This window comes from Cytophagaceae bacterium (assembly GCA_016722655.1).
Taxonomy (GTDB): Bacteria; Bacteroidota; Bacteroidia; order Cytophagales; family Spirosomataceae; genus Leadbetterella.
The window spans coordinates 1931395-1952252 of record JADKIR010000004.1 but is presented as its reverse complement, the minus strand read 5'-3'; the positions used below and the strand labels follow the sequence as shown (position 1 = coordinate 1952252).

Annotated in this window: 17 protein-coding genes; 8 read left to right on the top strand and 9 right to left on the bottom strand. The window is 39.0% G+C overall.

Annotation, left to right across the window (positions count from 1 at the left end; all coding sequences use genetic code 11):
• The first annotated feature begins 44 nt into the window (after positions 1-44).
• On the top strand, positions 45-1175 hold the full coding sequence (locus IPP61_08910) for an ATP-binding protein (GenBank protein ID MBL0325285.1): 1131 nt from the start codon (positions 45-47) through the stop codon (positions 1173-1175).
• 29 nt (positions 1176-1204) lie between these two features.
• Here IPP61_08910 and IPP61_08905 read toward each other — a convergent pair whose 3' ends face one another.
• The 3 genes from IPP61_08905 to IPP61_08895 all read right to left on the bottom strand — a co-directional run bounded on the left by IPP61_08905 (position 1205) and on the right by IPP61_08895 (position 4381).
• On the bottom strand, positions 1205-2902 hold the full coding sequence (locus IPP61_08905; GenBank protein MBL0325284.1) for a hypothetical protein: 1698 nt from the start codon (positions 2900-2902) through the stop codon (positions 1205-1207).
• A gap of 182 nt (positions 2903-3084) precedes the next feature.
• Complete coding sequence (locus tag IPP61_08900; GenBank protein ID MBL0325283.1) at positions 3085-3669, bottom strand: DUF1080 domain-containing protein; 585 nt, start codon at positions 3667-3669, stop codon at positions 3085-3087.
• Positions 3670-3679: 10 nt separating this feature from the next.
• Positions 3680-4381 (bottom strand): aquaporin family protein, encoded by a 702-nt coding sequence (locus IPP61_08895; GenBank protein ID MBL0325282.1) that lies wholly within the window; start codon positions 4379-4381, stop codon positions 3680-3682.
• A gap of 64 nt (positions 4382-4445) precedes the next feature.
• On the opposite strand from IPP61_08895, the gene purB reads away from it, so the two are divergent.
• Positions 4446-5789 carry an adenylosuccinate lyase gene (purB, locus tag IPP61_08890; protein MBL0325281.1) on the top strand — a complete coding sequence of 448 codons (1344 nt, stop codon included), beginning with the start codon at positions 4446-4448 and terminating at the stop codon, positions 5787-5789.
• Positions 5790-6254: 465 nt separating this feature from the next.
• On the opposite strand, the gene IPP61_08885 is transcribed toward purB, so the two are convergent.
• Positions 6255-8612 carry an alpha-L-rhamnosidase N-terminal domain-containing protein gene (locus IPP61_08885; GenBank protein ID MBL0325280.1) on the bottom strand — a complete coding sequence of 786 codons (2358 nt, stop codon included), beginning with the start codon at positions 8610-8612 and terminating at the stop codon, positions 6255-6257.
• A 230-nt stretch (positions 8613-8842) separates the two neighbouring features.
• Here IPP61_08885 and IPP61_08880 point away from each other — a divergent pair, with 230 nt between their 5' ends.
• A complete protein-coding gene (locus IPP61_08880; protein MBL0325279.1) occupies positions 8843-9223 on the top strand; it encodes a BlaI/MecI/CopY family transcriptional regulator in 381 nt (126 codons plus the stop codon).
• Between the two features lie 71 nt (positions 9224-9294).
• Positions 9295-11154 (top strand): M48 family metalloprotease, encoded by a 1860-nt coding sequence (locus IPP61_08875; GenBank protein MBL0325278.1) that lies wholly within the window; start codon positions 9295-9297, stop codon positions 11152-11154.
• Positions 11155-11203: 49 nt separating this feature from the next.
• Here the strand turns inward: IPP61_08875 and IPP61_08870 are convergent, their stop codons facing one another.
• A complete protein-coding gene (locus IPP61_08870) occupies positions 11204-13447 on the bottom strand; it encodes a TonB-dependent receptor plug domain-containing protein (protein ID MBL0325277.1) in 2244 nt (747 codons plus the stop codon).
• 112 nt (positions 13448-13559) lie between these two features.
• On the opposite strand from IPP61_08870, the gene IPP61_08865 reads away from it, so the two are divergent.
• Both IPP61_08865 and IPP61_08860 read left to right on the top strand, forming a co-directional pair.
• The gene (locus IPP61_08865; GenBank protein MBL0325276.1) at positions 13560-14216 is read left to right on the top strand and encodes a metal-dependent transcriptional regulator; all 657 of its coding nucleotides are present in this window, start codon (positions 13560-13562) and stop codon (positions 14214-14216) included.
• 243 nt (positions 14217-14459) lie between these two features.
• Complete coding sequence (locus IPP61_08860; GenBank protein MBL0325275.1) at positions 14460-14963, top strand: transcriptional regulator; 504 nt, start codon at positions 14460-14462, stop codon at positions 14961-14963.
• Between the two features lie 50 nt (positions 14964-15013).
• Here the strand turns inward: IPP61_08860 and IPP61_08855 are convergent, their stop codons facing one another.
• The 4 genes from IPP61_08855 to IPP61_08840 form a co-directional block, all read right to left on the bottom strand.
• Positions 15014-15151: a hypothetical protein gene (locus IPP61_08855; GenBank protein ID MBL0325274.1), complete on the bottom strand. Its 138-nt coding sequence runs from the start codon at positions 15149-15151 to the stop codon at positions 15014-15016.
• On the bottom strand, positions 15141-15659 hold the full coding sequence (locus IPP61_08850; GenBank protein ID MBL0325273.1) for a histidine phosphatase family protein: 519 nt from the start codon (positions 15657-15659) through the stop codon (positions 15141-15143). The genes IPP61_08855 and IPP61_08850 overlap by 11 nt, the downstream gene beginning before the upstream one ends.
• A 30-nt stretch (positions 15660-15689) precedes the next feature.
• The gene (locus IPP61_08845) at positions 15690-16487 is read right to left on the bottom strand and encodes an SDR family oxidoreductase (GenBank protein MBL0325272.1); all 798 of its coding nucleotides are present in this window, start codon (positions 16485-16487) and stop codon (positions 15690-15692) included.
• 202 nt (positions 16488-16689) lie between these two features.
• On the bottom strand, positions 16690-17967 hold the full coding sequence (locus tag IPP61_08840; protein MBL0325271.1) for a Glu/Leu/Phe/Val dehydrogenase: 1278 nt from the start codon (positions 17965-17967) through the stop codon (positions 16690-16692).
• Positions 17968-18314: 347 nt separating this feature from the next.
• On the opposite strand from IPP61_08840, the gene IPP61_08835 reads away from it, so the two are divergent.
• Positions 18315-18704, top strand: a complete 390-nt coding sequence (locus IPP61_08835; GenBank protein MBL0325270.1) for a TraR/DksA C4-type zinc finger protein — start codon at positions 18315-18317, stop codon at positions 18702-18704.
• Positions 18705-19288: 584 nt separating this feature from the next.
• Positions 19289-20797: a F0F1 ATP synthase subunit beta gene (gene atpD / locus IPP61_08830; protein MBL0325269.1), complete on the top strand. Its 1509-nt coding sequence runs from the start codon at positions 19289-19291 to the stop codon at positions 20795-20797.
• The last annotated feature ends 61 nt before the right edge of the window (positions 20798-20858 follow it).

Here is a 20858-nt window from a genome sequence, read left to right as displayed (position 1 = left end):
ATAAAAAATAATTGATATATATTTGAGCATAATTTTGAATGAATATGATCAAAAGAATGCTCTTAAATAACCTTGTACAGCAGTGCTTTAAGGGAAAAGTTATTATGCTTTTGGGAGCAAGACAGGTAGGTAAAACTACTCTTTTACGCACATTGACACAAACCATTGGCAAGCCGTTTAAGTGGTTTAATGCCGATGAGGCTGACATTTACAGAGCGTTTTCTGATGCTGACACCAGCACTCAGCTGATGGGATTAATAGGCAATGATACCGAACTGGTAATCATTGATGAAGCCCAGCAGATACAGGACATTGGAAAGAAAATCAAATTAATTTACGACAATTACCCTCATATTCAGGTAATTGCTACGGGCTCTTCGGCACTTGATCTGATGGACAAAACCGCCGAACCCCTTACCGGTAGAAAGCGGGAGTTTCAACTTTTCCCGGTCAGTTTTCAGGAATTAACAGATACTTTAGGAACGCTTGAGGCCAAAAGGCTTTTACATACCCGCCTGGTTTTTGGATCATATCCAGAAATAATCAACAACCCCGGAAATGAGAAGGAAGCTCTGCTCGAAATTTCGAAAAGTTACCTTTACAAAGACCTGCTGATGATTGACGGCATCAGGAAAACGGCGGTATTGGAAAAACTACTGCAAGCTTTGGCATTTCAGGTGGGGCAGGAAGTAAACTTCAACGAACTGGCAAGACTGATTGGAAATATTGATACTGCTACAGTAGAAAAATATATCGATTTACTCGAAAAAGCGTTCATAGTATTTAAGTTACCAGCCCTTAGCCGAAACCTGCGGAATGAGCTCAAAAAAGGCAAGAAATACTATTTTTATGACAATGGCATCAGAAATGTACTCATCAGCAATTACAATCCGGTAGATTTGCGGGCTGACGTGGGGGCATTGTGGGAGAATTACCTGATTTCGGAAAGGAAAAAACGGAATGCCTACACCAGTCACACCCCCAATACGTTTTTCTGGCGTACCCGCGACCAGGCCGAAATTGACTATATCGAAGAAACCGGCGGGATGCTAAATGCCTACGAAATCAAATGGAAAAACCAGAAAGTGGGCTTTCCGAAGTCTTTTTTACAGGCTTACCCTGAGCATACTACACAGGTAATTACAAATGAAAATTATGGGGAGTTTGTGGTATAGGAAATAAAATGCCGAACCATAGGTGCAGATTATTCTTTTTCGTTAATAAACTGAATAGCAAAATCCAATACTGTATCTTTTCCAAGACTAAAATCACTCAAAGATTGATTAACAAAAATATTCGGAGAAATTCCAGTTCTTTGAGTTGAAACATCATTTGGAAATCGAAAATCTATTCCTGTAAAACCAATTTCTATGTCACCAATTAGATTACAAATTGCAACATTCCCGTTTGAACCTGAGGTATTTGAACCAATCAAAATAGAATTTTTACAATATGCCATCAAAGCCATAATATTGGTTTCGCCAAAAGAATTCGCTCTTTCATTAACTAAAATGATTGCTTTTCCCATAAAAGGCTTTCTAAAAGTGGGAACAATCTTCTTTGCATTCTCTCTTAAAAGGCCTGAAATCTTTAAAGCTATTTCAAAAGATGACCCATAATAATTATCCTGTCCATAAATAAAATAACCTGGAATCTTAAAAAACGGATAATAATAAGAAGCAACACTCTTTGGTTTACCATTTAACAAATAACCATAACGCAAAACAGCCAAACTTGCATAACCCCGGCAATCAAAAATAATAAATTCTTTATGCTTTAATTTTTTGATTGCTCTGCCAAATTCAAAGTAGCCAATTTCTGATGCATTAATGAACCCAATTTTTTCTGAAATGTCTTTAGAAATAATTAATTCTTTATAATAATCATCCAAATTGATCTTTTCATCTTTAATTTTCTTGGAACTAACCTTAATTGAATCATTAAAAGTTAAGCTTACTGAATCGTTTAACAAGGTTGGTAGACTCCTGGAAAAATTAAAAAAAGCAATCCTAGAATTAGACTGAGAATGATATTTTAAAAAAGTTTGGAAAGCTGAGTCTACAGAAATTTCATTAATCTTGGTTAATAAAGCACCTTTTTTTAATGGTATCGATATCCTAACACTGTCATTTAAGATTGAAAACAGAACAATTTTATTTTCAATCGCTTTAAAACCTAATGGGTGTCTTAAATTATTATCTTTTTTATTTTTTTGCTTTACAAAAACATGAGAATCCCTCAAAATAGTGGTTAGGGACATCAATTCCATTTTAAAATTATTGTCATTATTCACCGTTAAAAATGATGGTAAATTATCATTCAAAACATTATCCCAATTTTTATCTATAGATTTGAGATGAGGATAATAATATTTAATTACATTCCAAAACTGAAAAAAACCAACCAGATATTTTAAATTACTTTGAGTGGAGTCACTTTTGAGAAAATTTTTGTGATTAATTACTTTTGACTTCTCAGTCAGATTGAAGCTTTTATTATTTTTTGGTATATAAGAGTTAATTATGCTATAAATCTTTCTTTTATTTTCTGCACTAAACGCTTCATTATTAATCCAAAAAAAGTCATTTCGGTTTTCAAATTTTTGGCTTTTCAGATATTTATTAAACCTGATAAAATCTATTGAGTCACCTTTAATACTTTTTGTTTTGAAAGCATCTAAGTATCTGTTTAATAACACATTAATATCATCATTAAAATCATTTTTTTCTACAAAACTATAGGTGTAATCTTCAATATTCAGTTTTCCACTTGCACATTCCTTCGAAAAATATTTTACCACGCCGTAAGCACGGCAAATTGTAATATAATTGTCAAATTTTGGGGTATTTGAAAATGATTTTAAAGGCAAGTTAATAAGTAATAATAAAATAAAAAGTCGCATTTCAATCAGTTTTATTTACAAAGAAAAAACTCTTTAAAACAACAAACTCCACACCAGAACCCCTAAAATCGAACTTAAAACGGAATACGTACATAAAACTCTGGGTATTGACTATTCATAAAATGAATTTCTTGCTTAAAAAACCAAGAATAACCTATTAATAATCAACCAAAATAAGACTTTTAAATTTCAGCCAAACGTATTTTACGATACTGAATACTCATGTCATTGCCCGGGTGCAATTGTATGCCGATGGGCCCTGTATTGGGTATATTTTCGGAGGTATAGGTCATCACTTCTATTCCGTTTAGCCAAACAGTATAGGTTTGACCCAAAACTTTAACTTTTAAAGTATTCCAGTCGCCAACTTTCAATATTCCTTCGGTTTTGGCCTCAACAGGGTACCTTTTGCCCGGTATATAGGGTGAAGCCGTAAGGTCTCTTTTTAGCGACCCCGAAATCCCAATCTGTATCTGGTCGTTTTCTCCCCTCAAAAAAATTCCTGAATCCACTACCCCACTCACATCCTTATATTCAACTTCAACGATAAAGTTTTTATAAGTTTTTTGCGTCCAAAGAATACTTCCTTTGCGGTCATCGCTGCTTTTTACCAAAAGCATTTTGTCTTTTACCGACCAGTTATCGTAATTAGGATTAGGGACAATCCATCCATCAAGGTCTTTGTTATTAAAAATCTTTCTGAGTTTTTGTCCATGTGTAACATGACAAAAAGAACCAATCAAAAAAATAAAAATTAAGCTTCTCATAATTAACGTTTTAAAATAACAAACTCCCCACCACAGCCCCTAAAATCGGACCTACAACCGGAATCCAGGCGTATGACCAGTTGCTGTCGCCTTTGCCGGCAATAGGTAACAAAGCATGGGCTATTCTTGGCCCCAAATCGCGGGCAGGATTGATAGCGTAACCAGTAGTGCCACCGAGGGCATTTCCAATTACTAACACCAGCATGCCTACCAAATAGGGAGATAAACCGGAGCCTTGTGAGGCATAAATAGAAGAAACACCTACAAATAAAATAAATGTACCCAAAAACTCTGCGAAGAAATTGGAAGGGGTATGTTTAATGGCCGGAGAAGTAGCAAAGACACCCAATTTTGCTGCTTTATCTTCTGTAGCTTCCCAATGGGGGTAATAAAACAACCATGTGAGGGTGGCACCAAAAATAGCTCCCAGCATTTGTGCAGCAATAAAAGGCAAAACATTACTCCAATCACCTGATTGAAAGGCAAATGCAATGGTAAGTGCCGGATTGAGGTGAGCAGCTTCACTGCCAAATTTTTGAGCTACAAAAACGCCAAAAGTTACCGCCATAGCCCATGCAGTTGTAATTACTATTAATCCGGAATTTTGTCCTTTGGTTTTCGAAAGTAAAACGTTGGCAACTACGCCGTTACCAAATAAAAGGAGCACAAGCGTGCCCATGAATTCGCCTAAAAATGGTGAAGGTTCAAGCATTTGAGTATATTTTAAGGTTGATTTTGGAAGCAATTTAGTAATTTTGCCTTTTAATAAGCAAAATATGACGTTAAATTCTCTAAACGCAATTTCACCGGTTGATGGCCGTTACCGCCGCCAAACCAGTGATTTAGCCGAATACTTCTCTGAGTTTGGATTAATCAGGTATCGTGTAAGGGTCGAAATCGAGTACTTCATTGCACTCTGTGAGCTTCCTTTGCCACAGCTGAGTACTTTTGACAAGGTTTTATACCCGGCTCTGAAGAAAATCTATGGAGAATTTACCGAGCAAGATGCCCTGGAAATCAAAGAAATTGAAAAAACCACCAATCACGACGTAAAAGCAGTGGAATATTTCATCAAGAATAAATTTGAAGGTCTCGGTGTCGGTCAGTTTTCGGAGTTTATCCATTTTGGTCTTACCTCACAGGATATCAACAATACAGCTATACCGCTTTCAATCAAAGATGCCCACGAGAAAGTAGTGCAACCGGCATTAATAGAAGTGATGCTCAAAATCAAAAACCTGGCCACTGAATGGAATCATATTCCGATGCTGGCCAAAACCCATGGGCAACCGGCTTCTCCTACCCGATTGGGCAAAGAGCTCAATGTGTTTGTGGAGAGATTGGTCAATCAGGTAGGCCTGCTGGCTTCAATTCCGTATTCTGCTAAGTTTGGTGGAGCTACCGGCAATTTTAACGCCCATCTTATAGCTTTCCCTGAACACGACTGGGTGGCTTTTGGGAATGATTTTGTAAACGGAATTCTGGGTCTCAGCCGCAGTCAAACCACAACCCAAATCGAGCATTATGATAACCTTGGAGCTTATTTTGACAATCTGAAACGCATCAATACCATACTAATTGACCTTTGTCGGGATGTGTGGCAGTATGTGTCCATGAATTATTTTAAGCAAAAAATCAAAGCGGGTGAAATTGGTTCATCGGCCATGCCACATAAGGTAAATCCTATTGATTTTGAAAATGCAGAAGGAAATCTGGGAATTGCAAACGCCCTTTTTGAGCATTTTTCAGCCAAATTGCCCATTTCGAGGCTGCAAAGAGACCTCACTGATTCTACTGTTCTTCGTAATGTTGGAGTTCCGCTTTCGCATACCATAATTTCCTTGAAATCAATATTGAAAGGACTTGAAAAACTCGAACTCAACGAGGCAGCCATCAAACAAGATCTGGACGACAACTGGGCAGTGGTAGCTGAGGCGATTCAGACGGTGTTGCGTCGTGAAGGATATCCGAAACCTTATGAGGCCCTGAAAGACCTTACCCGTAAGAATGAGAAAATCACTGAAAAAGCTATCAGAGATTTCATCGAAACGCTTGATATTTCTGACAAAGTGAAATTTGAACTGAAGCAAATCAGTCCGTTTAATTATACGGGAATTTAAAACCTGAATGTAGGTCAGCACCGAAGGTCAGACCGGTTCACAAGATAAATACTGCGTGAGGGAGAAAAATAACCTTGGTTAATTCCAAACGTAGGTCAGCACCGAAGGTCAGACCGGTTCACAAGATAAATACCGCGTGAGGGGGTGAGCGGCATGTTTGAGCCCCCGCACCACGCTATAGGCGTGGGAGGAGGCGAGTAGCGAACACCCGACCTCCTTTTGTGGAGACTTAGCGAAACAAAAGGAGGGCACGCCCAAAAAAATCAATACAGTGTTTAACCCAAAAATCTCAACAGGATTTCGATTCCGAGTCATAAATACTTCAAAATAAATTAGTTTCGGTAAAATTTTAGTCAAAAAGAGGTCACTAAAAGCAGTGCTTTTTCTTCCCAAAATTTTACTTCCAGCAAATTGATTTTATTGTATTTAAGTCTCTCATCATGAAACCTTTTGAGATTTTCGGGTTTACAGTTCAAATTTATTCTCGCCGCTTTTCAATGGCAACGTTTTTCCGGCAAAAACAAATTTCCCACTTACTCCTACCGGAAGTTTGATGATACTTTTAAGTTTGCCATTTTCTATTTTGTAGTTTACAGCAAGTTCGCCGGCGGGATGCGGAATGCTTCCCGAGGCCTCTTTGAGTTTCCCTAAAATGGGTTCGATTCTGACTTTTGAAAAACCCGGGCCGTCGGTGTCGATTCCCAAAACTGTACGGTAAAACTCGATGTTGGGGTGGGCACTCCAGGCATGGCAGTCGGAGCGACTTTTGGTGGGGTCGGTCATTTCGGGCCAGGTGCTTAGACCCTGATCCATAGCGGCATCCCAGAGATTGAGGTAGTCGAGGTAGTCGTTCATGAGACCAGCCTTGCGGGCAGCCAGATGCAGGTAATATTTAAAATAAATACTGCAAGGCATCAATGAGTTGTCGCTCAAGGTTTTCTGCATTATTTCTTTGGCTTCCTGTCCGACAACAACCCCTGTAAGCACTGCCAGCACATTGGGATGTTGACTGTAGTGTTTCCACTCGGGTGTGTCGCTAAACAAGCCTTTTTTGGTATCAAAATACTTTGGTTTTATGGCAGATTTGAGTTTCAAAATTTTGGCTTTATAAATGGCAGCCTGCTCGGCTGAGCCCAGTTTGAGTTCGAGTTCGTATGCGTTTTGTAAAGCCCACAGCAACTGTAAATCCATAACTGATGACTCTCCCTGTTCGGTTGATGGAGCACGCCCGCCATTCCAGTCGGGGTCTTCTGACCAATCCGAAAAATTCCAGTAGGGCACTTTTTTTAACGTGCCATCGGGTTGCTGTAGCTTGCCAAACCACTCCAAAATTCTACGCGATTGTGGCAATAAGTCTTTGACAAATGGAGCATCGGCCCGGTAATAGTAATAGTCATGAAGCATGCCTATCCACCATAATGAAAAAGGAGGAATTTGCTGCGGAACATAGCTTGGAAACCTACTTTGAGTGACTCCTTCAGTTAATTGTGAATGAGCAAAATGCAAAATGGCATTGCGGGCGAGGCGGTCATCACCGGCATTATAATAAGAAATCATGGCCTGAATGCGGGTGTCGCCCACATATTGGAGTTGCTCATAAAAAGGGCAGTCCATGTAGGTTTCGGTGGCACATAGTCGGGCAGTACGCCAGCCTATTTCAAGCATCTTGTTGATTTTGGGATTATCGGAACTAAACTTCGATTTCAAATCGAATGGATAGCCGGTCTGGATGGCCCGGAAATTAGTCAGGATCAGGGGTTCTTCTCCGGTTTCAATTTCAAGTTTTACATACCGGAAAGTGCGGTACCAAAGTGACTCCCAGGTCTGATTTTTCTGTCCATTGCTGATTATGAGGTCTTTTGGACCCACCATTCTGAAGTTTTCGCTTACTTCGTTTCGGTTGGGTTTGGTCATCTCTCTTCGCCAGTCTCCGGAATTTTGATTGAAATAAAATGCTTCGGTGCATTGCAGGCTCACTTTGGCGTTTTTGCCGCCGGAAAGCTCAAAAGCCGGATAGGCATTCATAAGTTCCTGCTGGTCAATCAATATCTCTACTTTACTATTGGCGGGGACGTCGAGCCGGGCCCATTCGTAGGGAAAATCCTCAGGTACGTTCATGCCTTTTGCTGATCTCACTTTTTTAAAAACCACCTCATTCCTTTCCATGAGAGGAATTCTCCGGGGCGTAAGCAGCCAGCCTTCTGACCAGTCGGTATTGGTTTTGAGAAGCCCCTGACCGGCTCCCTGAGCTTTTTTCCATTGGCTGTCATCAAAATTCATCAGCTCCCACCCTACGGGATATTTGTTCATATCGACGGTTTCCTGCGGGCCTACTACGTAATAAACGTAAGTGACTTCAGGCTTTTTTACTGAATAAGCTTCATTTCGGATTCCTTTCCAGGAATTATTTGTATTTACAATCGCTTCTTTTTCGGTTTCACCCTGCAAAATAAAACCCGTACGGAAGGTGATCTGGGCCATGGGACGTTCTTCGGCCAGTTGCCAAACCTGAGCAGCTAAAACATTCTTACCTGATTTTAAGTAAGGAGCTATATCGACAGTTTCAAAATTCCAGTTAAACACATCTCCTCTTGCCGGACCCATAGAAACCATCTCGCCGTTTATGTACAATTTATAACGGTTGTCGGCCGAAACGTGTACCACGAATTTATCGGGTTTGGACGCCAATTCTATAGTTTTTCTAAAATGATAAACGCCAAAATTATAGTCGGTTTCACCAGGGACTTTGATCCACTGGGCAGTCCAGGGCTTTTGGGCGATTGCAGAAAATGATATCAGGAGAAGAAAAAGAAATTTTTTCATCAATTTATTTATGGTTGAAATGTATTAGTAAATATATGTATTTGCAGAAAATAAAAAAAATTGAAGCTAAAGGTATTTTACTTTTTGATTTCTATTAAAAAAAATAAAACCATAACTATCTGTATATAAGATAGCTAAATATTTTTTAACATTTATTACGAAAAAAATCGTAGAAAATATTTGCACATACGAAAACTTTCGTTTTAAATTTGTACGAAACAATTCGTAAAATGGAAAATATAATAAAGCCAACCGATTCGGAACTCGAAATCCTGAATATTCTGTGGGAAAAAGGCCATGCCACAGTGAAGGAAGTCAATGAGGAAATCAACAAAACCAAAGAATCGGGTTATACCACCACTTTGAAATTACTCCAGATTATGCATGAGAAAGGACTGGTGAGCAGGTACCCAACCGGTAAACAACATGTATATCAGGCCAAAATTGAGGAAGAAAAAGCCCAGAAAGACATTCTTAACGGATTTATGCATAATCTATATCGTGGCAACGCCATGAAAATGATGATGCAGATTTTGGGCAACCACAACACGACAAAAGACGAATTGGAACAGCTACGCCAGGTTATTGATGATCTGGAACAAAAATCCTGACACTTTTACAAATTATGAAAAAGCAAATTTGAGTAATGGCCTGCGGGTCATTGCTCCTAAACAAAATCTTTATGGAAACCTTAGTAAAATTCTTGTCCGGCCCATTGGCAACCGCCCTAGGTTGGACTCTCCTTCATGCCATTTGGCAGATTTTATTATTTTCACTTGTTTATTTTTTGGTAAATCTTTTGACCAAAAATGCGACGATCCGGTACCGCACCGGTCTGTTGGTCATGACTTTACAATTTTTTACTTCAATTGCCACATTTTTGTGGATTAGTCAAAACACGTCAACCAACAATTCAGGGCTATATTTTGAAACCAAAGCTTTAACCTTATCATTTTTGGCAAAGACTCTTATTTATTTCAAACAAAATCTACCAATCATCGTGGGGCTTTGGAGTGTGGGTTTTGTGATGTTATCCTTAAAAATGCTGACGGGGTACTTTTGGATTGTAAATCTGAAAAACAAATCAAATGCGGTAATTACTCAAAATTTAATTACTCTTTTTGAAAATTTAAAAGCCAAAATGGGGATCAAAAAGGGCATTTTATTAAAAACCAGTGCAATAATCGATGTACCATTGATGATGGGTTATTTCAAACCGGTTGTTTTGCTACCGGTGAGTCTCGTGAGTGGTTTTTCGATGAGCCAAATCGAAATAATTCTTGCTCATGAATTGGCCCATATAAAACGCAATGATTATCTGGTAAATCTGCTTCAGTCGTTTCTTGATGTTGTATATTTTTATCATCCTGTTTTTTGGGTAGTTTCGGCTCAGATTAGAAAAGAAAGAGAAATATGTACCGACCAACTTGCTTTGGAATACACCGGGGATAAAATCCTGCTGGCCAACACTTTACTAAAACTACAGGAAACCCGTATTACGCCGGCACTTGCACTTGCATTTGGCAAAAAGCAAAGTGCATTTACGGAACGCATCCACAGGATTCTGGGACTAAAATCAAGCCGAAGCTTTCCAAAAGAAAGTTTATGGATATTAATGGGCTTGCTGGTAACTTTTTTCGCAGTGGCCCAAAGTAAAAAAACTGAAAAGCCTGCAAAAGTTAATAAAAGTCAATATGTTGCGGTTGCCGATACGCTATTTCCTCAGCATAACAGTATATCCATAAGTTCGGATAATAATAATTTTACGATAAAAGATAAAAAGCTGTTTTTCAATGGAAAAGAAATAGAATTGAGTCCTGAAAATAAGGTAATTGTTGATCAGCACCTTGACGCTCTTGAAGAACATAAAAGGCAAATGGATATTCAGAGTAAACTCATGGAGGAGCAATCAAAACTGATGGAAGAACAAAGCAAAAAAATGAGCGAATGGTCAGCAAAATTGAACCTGGACCTCGAGCCGTTGCAAGCATATAGCAATGAAATAACCCAACTGAGCAATGCAATCAGCAAAAAATCCGGCGATTTTTCAAAGAAAACAGCTAAGCTAAGGCCTGATTCGAAAGAGTATGAAAAATTGCAAAAAACCTACGAGACTGAGGTGGATAAGCTTAGTTCGGAAATCGATAAAATTGCTGAAAAGATGGATGAAGTCGCACAAAAAGCTGACTTAAATAATGCTGATATGGAGAAAGTTTCAGAAGAAATGGACCGAAAGGCAGCTGAAATGGATAAAATTGCTGAGCCTATGGACAGAATCGGAAAAGAAATGGATAAAACTATTAAGGCCATAGTAAACCTTTTACCACCTGAAGTAAAATCAAAAATTAATACTGATTTTCCGGAGGCTCCGAAACCGCCAAAAAAACCAAAATTTCCGAAAGGTTCAGTTCCGCCACCTCCTCCCCCAAGGCCTGCGAAAGGATTGATGCCTCCACCACCACCACCGGCTCAGGTAACTCCATTTCCCGAAACAGAAATGGCTCCGCCGCCACCTCCACCCGCACCGCCTAAGAAGAATTAAAATCAAGTACCCTCAACTCCCATGCTGAGGGTACTTTTTTATCGAACTTTCATTCTAATGAAATTCTGAAACCTCCAAAAAGCCGTATCCCCTGTAGTGATGCATACACATAAGAGGGATCAAAGGTCAGTCCATAGGGATTTTGGGCGGTTGGCACAGCCGTTCCGTTTTGATCAAAAACCACTTGCTTGTCAAATGGATCCGAGGCATTGGCGATGAGAAATGGAATATTGCGATAAGGTAAAAAATCAAAAAGGTTCTTTATGCCTGCAAAAAATTCAAAACGCTTACTCTGGGTATGTGTAATCTGTAAATTGTGGATTTGGGTAAATGGCGAATACTCAGGTCGCGGGTCTGATGCCCCCTGCAAAGGTAGCCGCATGGGGCTGAGCCAGTTAAACGTATAATCAATAGTAGAATTTAAACGGTTAAACTTATAGCTAATCAAACCGGTACCACTGGCTTTTTCGGTTAAAATCGGCCTGTTCCAACTTTTGTTTTCATGATTTCTGATATCTAGCAGACTTATACTTGTGTTGACCCTGAAACCCGAGCTGTGATTGTAATCTAATGATAAGCTAAAGCCCTTGGAATCAAGAAACCCCGGCAAGTTATCGTAGTATATTTTTTCGGGGTGACGGTCATAATCAGGTATAATTTTGTTTGAGAAATAACTATAAAAAACCGTTAAATCCAAGCCTATAAAAGCCGATTTCATAGGTAACTTCCGCTCAAAATTCGCTGAAATATTTTGGCTACGTTCGGGTTTTAAGTCATCTGAAATATAAACCGTCCGTGCTCCGGTGAGGGCGGCATGATCCTCAGAAAAAACATTGACCCACCTAAAACCATTGCCATAATTGAGTCGAAGATTGCTCAGTCGGTCAGAACTTTGGTATTTTATTGCCAGTCGGGGACTTTGCACCCATTTTTTGTTGGAAAAATAATCGATTCTAAATGCCGAAAGTGTTTTGAGCCTGCTACTCATTTCTTTTTCATATTGAACAAAAACCGCTGGGTTAAAAAGCCGCTGGGGCTGAAGGGCAGTTATCGCTGTGTTATCTTCATAAAATGTGTATTTCAAAGGCAATCCTACTAAATAAGAACCTGAGGATTTGGAAATTCTATATAAACCCTGGGCAAATGCTATATTTTGAATGGCCATGAATGGCACTTTTCCATAGTGGGAATCCTGCTTATGGCTCACAAAAGAATAATTTATATCAAAAAGAGAGGAAATTTTATTTTTCCCGATAATCTCCAACCTATGGCTTAAAATACTCTCCCCATATACCTGGTCGGTTCCCCTGAAGCGGTTATTCCATTGTGTCTGTCCTCCCCACCGGTCTTCAAAGAGGTATCGCAATGCAAGGTTTCCGGACAAATTTTTGCCGTAAGATATTTTATTAAACCAAGAAATCCTCTTTTGAAGACTAAGGTCAGTAAGGCCATCCTGATTTTTGTCAATTTTACGGTCAAAACCAAAAAGGCTCATCCCCGAAAGCAAGCTGGCCTTATTATTTCGAACGGTAATCCCCAAATCCAGAGCAGCCTCGCCCCAGGAATTGAGGTTGGTTTCCATCCAAAGTCGTGGTCCTTTGCCTGGAACTCTCGTAATAATATTGATCAAACCGGCTACTGCCTCAGTGCCATAAAGAGTTGATGCAGGCCCTTTTACAACTTCGAGCCGCTCAATCATTCCGGTAGGTATCCCCAATAGCCCGTAAACAGTCCCCAGTGATGATACTATAGGCATACCATCCACCAAAACCGCTGTATATGGCCCTTCCATGCCATTTATATGAATATCTCCGGTATTGCATATACTGCAGTTGACTTGCGGCCGCACACCGGAAATCATCTGTAAACCCTCAAACAAGCCTGGCGAGGCATTTTTTCGAAATAGCTCAGGCTTGATTATGTCAACCGCAATAATACTTTCTGATTTCGACACTTCCTTCAGAGCACCACTTACTACCACACTTTCCAGCATATTTTCGGCTGGCATCAGCTCTACAATAAGTTCGTGGTCATAGTCCTGTACTTTTAATTTTTTGTAAAAAGGTTGAAAACCTACCGAAGTTAATCTAAGTAAAACCTCCTGACCACTTAACTCTTTGAAAATAAACATACCCAGGGTATCAGTTATCACCGAATTTCCCGCAACCGTTACTGTGGCTCCCACCACTATTTCAGGTCCAGATCTCACTTTTCCAGACAATTTGTATTGTGAAAAAGCGGTATTTGCCGCCAAAATAAATGGCAGTGCCAAAAAGCTAAGGTTCCAATTCATCCAATCAAAATTTTAACAAAATTATATAAATAAAATTAAAAAGTTAGAATAATCTAACAAAAAAGATTTATCATCTCTTTTTACAGAAAAATATCTTTCTTAAATTTGAGGTATTATGACACTCACCGAAGAAAATTATCTCAAAGCCATTTTTCATCTGAGTTCCGAAAGGCAAGATGTGTCGGTGCTGGATCTGGCCAATAGCCTCGACATAAAAATGCCGACAGTCAACAGCATGGTTAAAAAGCTGGCGGCAAAGGGTTTGCTTATTTATGAAAAATACAGGCCACTTTCACTTACCGAGGCTGGTAGATTAGAAGCCGGAGTGATAATAAGAAAGCATCGCCTTGTTGAGATGTTTCTGGTCGAAAAAATGGGTTTTCAATGGGACGAAGTACATGAAATTGCCGAACAGATAGAGCATATAGATTCCACAATATTTTTTGACAGAATCAACGATCTGCTTCATAGCCCGAAATTTGACCCTCATGGTTCGCCCATACCCGATCAGGAGGGAAGAATAGCCAATACAGCCTACATGAAACTCAGTGATGGCAAGATTGATAAAGATTATATTTTTACTTCGGTTGCTATTTCCCAGAGTTCGTTTTTAAAACAGATCAACCGGCATGGCCTTAAACTCGGTGATAGATTAAAAATCAATGAAATTCTGGATTTTGATAAATCAATTGTGGTGACTATCAACAATCAATATATTGAAAATCTGAGTGGAATGGTTGCCGGAAATATTTTGGTGGATGCAAACTAATTAGCATAAAAAAGCTTCAGTTATTATTGGTCATGTCCTACAAATACATGATTTCTATTTCTCTTTTGTGAAAAATAACTCCTCGATTGGCATAATTTTAGCTCATTATCAGGTAAAAATGCACGAAAAGGCCTCCAAAGTCTTTTTTTTTGAAAAATACTTTCAGAAAATTTTGAAAATTCAATAAGACTATTTTAATTTGGAACTTCTTAAGACACGTGCAAGTACTTAAAAAAAAGATTTATGGAATTAAAAGAAGCGAAAGATAGGTTTATTCATACCTGGGGTACACTGGCTACCCAATGGGGTATCAATAGAACTATGTCGCAGATTCACGCTCTGCTACTGCTTTCGCCTAAGTCGCTCAACGCCGACGAAATCATGGACGAACTCCAGATTTCCAGAGGCAATGTAAATATGAACCTCCGCGACCTGATGAGCTGGGGGATCATCTACAAACAGCTGCTTCCGGGTGAAAGAAAAGAATATTTTATTGCCGAAAAAGACATTTGGAAAGTGGCAAGACTCATAGCCAGAGAAAGGAAAAAAAGAGAACTAACGCCAATTGTTGACACAATAGAGGACATCAAAAAGAACTTGAAAGACAATACTGCAGAAGGAAAGGAATTTCAGAAAATAATAAATGATATTTCGAGTGTGAGTTCTTTCACCGAAATGACACTGGATCAGATAGTAAAATCGGAGGAAAGCTGGTTAATCAACACTTTCCTGAAGGTATTTAAATAGAATTTTTGGGGTTAATCAGACTGTATCTTTAATATTTAAGGATACAGTTTTTATTTTGGTATCGCCCGCTCCAATTGTTTTCTTTTGTTCCATGGAGCGGTGGTTTGCCGGGCCATGTCTATTAAAACAGCTATTACTCCCAATAAAAACAAAAAAAACACGATCTTAAAAATCTTATTATTCTTCATTGTTTTCCAGACTTTTCACATCAATTCTTTTAACCATTTTCCCGCTTTTTTGTGATATTTCAGCCCATTTTACACCGTCAAATTGCAAATGTATCATTGTACATTTTTTCATGTGACCTTGTGTATCATCACGGGTAAGGTATTCCGAAAAAAAAGTAATATCGGGATTATGTCCAACTATTGCGATGGCAGAAACGGTTTCTGGAAGCCCATTTATCAATGCCAAATAGGCTCTTGGGCCACTTCCGTAGAGGCTTTCAATCATTTGTAACTTTTCTTCGCCAAGGGTCATTTGTTCTGCTATGAGCCTGGCTGTGGCCTCCGTTCTGCGTGCGGGGCTAAAAAATATTTTCTCAATTTCTGTACCTGATTCTGTTAAGTATTTACCCATTCGGGCCGACTGCATGATGCCTTTTGATATCAGTTCTCTCTCAATATCTTTAAACATGGCAGAGTTTGCTCCGTCTTCAGCAGTGGCATGTCTGATCAGATATAAGTCTTTTTTCATAATTTCCTTTGTTTTATTTTAAAAAATGGGTCATTTTGGTGCTTGTCGCAAAACTATTTTTTCTAATATTTTCGGAAAAAATCTTTTCAAAAATACACCCATTCCTTCTTTTCCTGCAATAATCACCTGCGATTTATCTGTTTTTATTGCTTCCACTATCTTTTTTCCACATTCTTCGGCCGATATTCCCTTTTCCTGGTTTTTATCCATTTTACCATAAGAAGTACCTTCCGTATTGAGTGCATTGAGTGAAATGTCGGTTTTGATATATCCGGGACAAACGAGTGTGACTTTAATATTATACTTATGCACTTCGGCTCTGAGTGCATCGAAAAAGCCATGTAAGGCGTGTTTTGAGGCGGCATAACCTGACCTTAAAGGTGTCGATACGATACCGGCCACACTACTGGTAGCGGCTATATGACCTGATTTCTGTTTTATCATGACCGGCAACACGGCTTTGGTGAGAGCCACCACTCCGATAAAATTGACCTGCATGAGTTTGGAATAAACTTCCATTTTACTATTGAGCACATCTCCACGCTGCGAAATCCCTGCGTTGTTAAATAAAATGTCTATTCTGCCAAATTTCTCCAAAACTTGCTGAACCAAACCCGGGAAAGAATCCACATTTTCGACATCCATGGGTAAAACGAGTACGTATTCATCACGAAGGTGTGTAAGTTTTTTGACTCTTTCCAACTCTTCTACTCTTCTTGCCGACAATACCAGCATGGCACCTTCGTTGGCACATGACAGAGCGGTGGCTTCTCCAATTCCTGCCGAAGCTCCGGTAATCCAAACGACCTTATTTCTGAATTCGCTCATAATATTAAATTTGCTACAAAGATATGTTTAATCATATTATTCCTTTGATTTTGGAAATAATATTGCCTGTTGCTTATTACATTTTTTATTGATTAATTTTTTTTAAATCAAGCTAATTGATTTCACTCTCAACAAAAAAAGAGCATGGTTTAGAAAAACCACGCCCTTTGAAGAATTTATAGAATCCCAAAAAATGAATATTTCATCCGTATCCTCCCCTGAATTTATAAGTACTTGCAACTTTGTCAATGGCTACAATATATGCAGCCAAACGCATAGATACATTGTGTTTTTGTGAAACTTCAAATACATTGTGGAAAGCCTCTTTCATGGCTCTGTCTGACCTGCGATTGATGCGGTCCAGTGTCCATTTATAACCTATGCGGTTTTGTACCCATTCAAAATAGGAAACTGTAACCCCTCCGGCATTGGCAAGGATATCAGGCACCACCATTATTCCTTTATCATTAATTATGTCATCGGCAGTAGCAGAAGTTGGGCCGTTGGCTCCTTCTACAATTAGTTTAGCCTGAATATTCCCGGCATTATGATGAGTAATCACATCTTCTTTTGCAGCCGGCACCAACAAATCAACAGGAAGAGCCAATAATTGCTCTCCATCAATCTTTTCTGCTTCTTTATAGCCCTCCAAAGTGCCATTATTGGCATTACGGTAGGCCATAGCTTTCTCAATATCAATGCCTTTATCGTTGTAATAAGCCCCACTTATATCGCTAATTCCATGAATGCTTACACCTTTTTCACGAAGAAGCAAAGCGGCATATGAGCCAACATTTCCAAATCCCTGCACAGCCGCGGTTGACCGATAAGGATTTAGCTTTAGTTTTTCCATACCTGACATGGCCGATACCATCACTCCTCTTCCAGTTGCTTCTGTACGACCCAGAGAACCTCCCAATACCAATGGTTTACCCGTAACCACTGCCTGAGTTGTCATACCTTTGGCTTTGGAATATTCGTCCATAAGCCATGCCATTTCTCTTGGACCAGTACCCATATCAGGGGCAGGAATATCTTTATCAGGGCCAAAAATATCGAGCATTCCCAATGTATAAGCCCGGATAAGCCTCTCAATTTCTCCTGCTGACATTTCTCTGGGATTACAGGCAATACCACCTTTAGCACCGCCATAAGGTATATCCACAACCGCACATTTCCAGGTCATCCATGCTGCCAGGGCACGCACTTCGTCAATTGTAACATCCGGATCGAGTCTGATACCTCCTTTACCGGGTCCAAGGATAGTAGAATGGATTACCCTGTAGCCTTCAAAAACTTTAATTTTGCCATTATCCATCGTTACGGGAATCCCAATTATCACTTGCCTTGCGGGTACTTTGAGAATATTATACATCTCATCGCTGATTCCCAATATTTTAACCGCCGCGTCAAATCTTGACATCATTGACTCTAACGGATTCTCCTTATCATGAATAGGAGCTGGTTCTAAATATGTCATACTGAATCGATTTTTTAATCTTATTTATATTAAAACACAAACTTATACAAATTCCTTCAATTCTGTAAAATATTATATTTTTCCTGAATTTAATACTATTGTATTTTTCGATTTTGAAAATATTTAGAAAGGGATAACACCAAAAATGCAACTGATTCTATGGCTAATCAGGACTAACTCTTATGTAAAATTTTTTTTCAAAAAAAATATTTATCAAGCTAACCCCGCACTTTGGATGATTCCTGAAAAATAAATATTTAATGTCTGATTGTTAATAATTTCTGAAAGGTTTATATTTGCGACAAATTTATACTTACTTATTTTTTATAACCCAAAATAGCTTAACAATGGCTACTTCACAAGAGGAAAAAATCAGATATTCTGACAGCGAGCTGGCGGAATTTGAGGCTTTAATAAACAAAAAACTTGCAGCCACTTATAGCGAAGTAAATTTTATTAAGGAAACATTAAGCAGAAAGAATGATAACGGAACTGACAATACCGCCGTTGGTTCAAAGACATTAGAAGATGGAGCTGATGTAAGGGAAAAGGAACAAATGAGTCAGTCTGCTGCCAGATTGCAGAAATTTGCCTCTCAACTGGAAGCAGCTTTAATCCGGATTAAAAACGGCACTTACGGAATTTGTAAAGACTCAGGTAAACTGATTCCTAAAGAAAGATTAATGGCGGTTCCTCACACCCAACAGACTATAGAAGCTAAAATGAAACAATCATAAAATGACCCCGAAAGGGGTTTTTTATTTTGTAAAGATATTCTGAAGAATAGTTATCATTCCTAAAACTGCAAATAACCCACTCATAAAAATCGCCAGTTTATAGTGGAATCTATTAAAAAATGTGCCCATAAAATAGATTATCACAGTCAAAAAAGCCAACAGAGCTATAAAAAGATACCGGTCAACAAAAAAACTATCACCCAATAATTTAGTATTGTTTTGGTCTGGTAAAAAAGGGAAACTAAGCAGACTTAAAACGAAAAATAACAAGCAAAGCCTGATTAAAAATTTACTAAAATTCACATTAAAAGTTTTTTCTAAAATTATCAGAAAATGACTGAATTGACAAAATTTTAAATTCTTAAAATCAATTCAATTTATATATTCCCATTTTAGTTCTAAATTAATTCAGAAAAAAACATTTTAAAAAATCCAATTCCCAATTTCCTCCAATAAAAAGTATGCTTTTATCTGATTTCTCTAAAAAAAATCCAAAAAAAAGAATGATTTAGAGTTTGTTTTATAGCTGCTTTTTAATAATTTTGCAGTCCAAAATCACTTGATTAATTTTAAATAATTCATAAATGGCAAATATTGGTAAAATCTCACAAATCATCGGACCTGTAGTGGACGTTAGTTTTGAGGGGGGAGCCGCTTCTCTACCTGCAATTTTGGATGCATTGTCGGTAACAAAATCGAATGGTCAAAAAGTAATACTTGAATGTCAGCAGCACCTGGGCGAAGATCGCGTTCGTACTATCGCTATGGACAGTACAGACGGACTTCAGAGAGGTCAGGAAGTAGTACATTTGGGTTCACCTATCAAAATGCCTACCGGCGAAGCCATCAAAGGTAGATTGTTTAATGTGGTTGGTGAAGCTATTGACGGTTTAGGGCCAGTTAATACCCCGGGACTTTCGATTCACCGTTCTGCACCGAAATTTGAAGATTTGGCCACTACTACCGAGGTTTTATTTACCGGAATTAAAGTAATCGACCTGTTGGCTCCTTATGTGAAGGGGGGTAAAATTGGTCTTTTCGGTGGTGCCGGTGTGGGTAAAACTGTATTGATTCAGGAGCTTATCAACAACATCGCCAAAGCATATGCGGGTCTATCGGTATTTGCTGGCGTGGGTGAGCGTACTCGTGAAGGTAACGATTTGCTTCGTGAAATGATCGAATCAGGTATTGTGAAATACGGTGAAGCATTCAAGCATTCGATGGAAGAAGGCGGTTGGGACCTGAGTGTAGTTGACCGTGAAGCTTTAAAAGAATCACAAGCAACATTTATATTTGGACAAATGAACGAGCCTCCGGGAGCCCGTGCACGTGTAGCCCTTTCGGGACTTACAGTAGCTGAACACTTCCGTGATGGTGATGGCGAAGGCAAAGGACGTGATATACTTTTCTTTATTGATAACATTTTCCGTTTTACTCAGGCTGGATCTGAGGTATCGGCCCTTTTGGGACGTATGCCTTCAGCGGTAGGTTACCAACCAACATTGGCCACTGAAATGGGTGTGATGCAGGAACGTATCGCCTCAACAAAAAGAGGTTCGATCACTTCGGTACAGGCTGTTTACGTACCTGCCGATGACTTGACTGACCCAGCTCCGGCAACTACTTTTGCTCACTTAGATGCCACTACGGTATTGAGTCGTAAAATCGCCGAGTTAGGTATCTATCCTGCAGTGGATCCTTTGGATTCTTCATCAAGAATTCTTTCGGCAGAAGTATTGGGCAACGCACATTATGACTGTGCTCAAAGGGTTAAACTTACACTTCAACGTTATAAAGAACTTCAGGATATCATTGCAATCCTGGGTATGGAAGAGCTTTCAGAAGACGACAAGCTTGTGGTATCACGTGCTCGTCGTGTGCAGAGATTCCTTTCACAGCCTTTCTTTGTAGCTGAGCAGTTTACAGGTTTGAAAGGGGTATTGGTTGATATCAATGATACCATCAAAGGTTTCAACCAAATCATGGACGGTGACTATGATCATCTTCCTGAGGCTGCCTTTAACCTAGTAGGGACTATCGAAGATGCAGTAGTAAAAGGTGAGAAATTGATTGCTGAAGCATCTGGCAATTAAGCAGCCCCTAGAGATATTTTAAAAAGAATATAGAAGATTAGAGATTAAATTAATCTTCGCA

What these genes read in the sequence shown, in the direction of transcription:
- IPP61_08880 (MBL0325279.1), top strand. Translation starts at nt 8,843, where the DNA reads ATGGAAAATATAATAAAGCCAACCGATTCGGAACTCGAAATCCTGAAT.
- purB (MBL0325281.1), top strand. Translation starts at nt 4,446, where the DNA reads ATGACGTTAAATTCTCTAAACGCAATTTCACCGGTTGATGGCCGTTAC.
- IPP61_08855 (MBL0325274.1), bottom strand. Translation starts at nt 15,151, where the DNA reads ATGAAGAATAATAAGATTTTTAAGATCGTGTTTTTTTTGTTTTTATTG.
- IPP61_08885 (MBL0325280.1), bottom strand. Translation starts at nt 8,612, where the DNA reads ATGAAAAAATTTCTTTTTCTTCTCCTGATATCATTTTCTGCAATCGCC.
- atpD (MBL0325269.1), top strand. Translation starts at nt 19,289, where the DNA reads ATGGCAAATATTGGTAAAATCTCACAAATCATCGGACCTGTAGTGGAC.
- IPP61_08870 (MBL0325277.1), bottom strand. Translation starts at nt 13,447, where the DNA reads ATGAATTGGAACCTTAGCTTTTTGGCACTGCCATTTATTTTGGCGGCA.
- IPP61_08905 (MBL0325284.1), bottom strand. Translation starts at nt 2,902, where the DNA reads ATGCGACTTTTTATTTTATTATTACTTATTAACTTGCCTTTAAAATCA.
- IPP61_08835 (MBL0325270.1), top strand. Translation starts at nt 18,315, where the DNA reads ATGGCTACTTCACAAGAGGAAAAAATCAGATATTCTGACAGCGAGCTG.
- IPP61_08910 (MBL0325285.1), top strand. Translation starts at nt 45, where the DNA reads ATGATCAAAAGAATGCTCTTAAATAACCTTGTACAGCAGTGCTTTAAG.
- IPP61_08845 (MBL0325272.1), bottom strand. Translation starts at nt 16,487, where the DNA reads ATGAGCGAATTCAGAAATAAGGTCGTTTGGATTACCGGAGCTTCGGCA.
- IPP61_08840 (MBL0325271.1), bottom strand. Translation starts at nt 17,967, where the DNA reads ATGACATATTTAGAACCAGCTCCTATTCATGATAAGGAGAATCCGTTA.
- IPP61_08850 (MBL0325273.1), bottom strand. Translation starts at nt 15,659, where the DNA reads ATGAAAAAAGACTTATATCTGATCAGACATGCCACTGCTGAAGACGGA.
- IPP61_08860 (MBL0325275.1), top strand. Translation starts at nt 14,460, where the DNA reads ATGGAATTAAAAGAAGCGAAAGATAGGTTTATTCATACCTGGGGTACA.
- IPP61_08895 (MBL0325282.1), bottom strand. Translation starts at nt 4,381, where the DNA reads ATGCTTGAACCTTCACCATTTTTAGGCGAATTCATGGGCACGCTTGTG.
- IPP61_08900 (MBL0325283.1), bottom strand. Translation starts at nt 3,669, where the DNA reads ATGAGAAGCTTAATTTTTATTTTTTTGATTGGTTCTTTTTGTCATGTT.
- IPP61_08875 (MBL0325278.1), top strand. Translation starts at nt 9,295, where the DNA reads ATGGAAACCTTAGTAAAATTCTTGTCCGGCCCATTGGCAACCGCCCTA.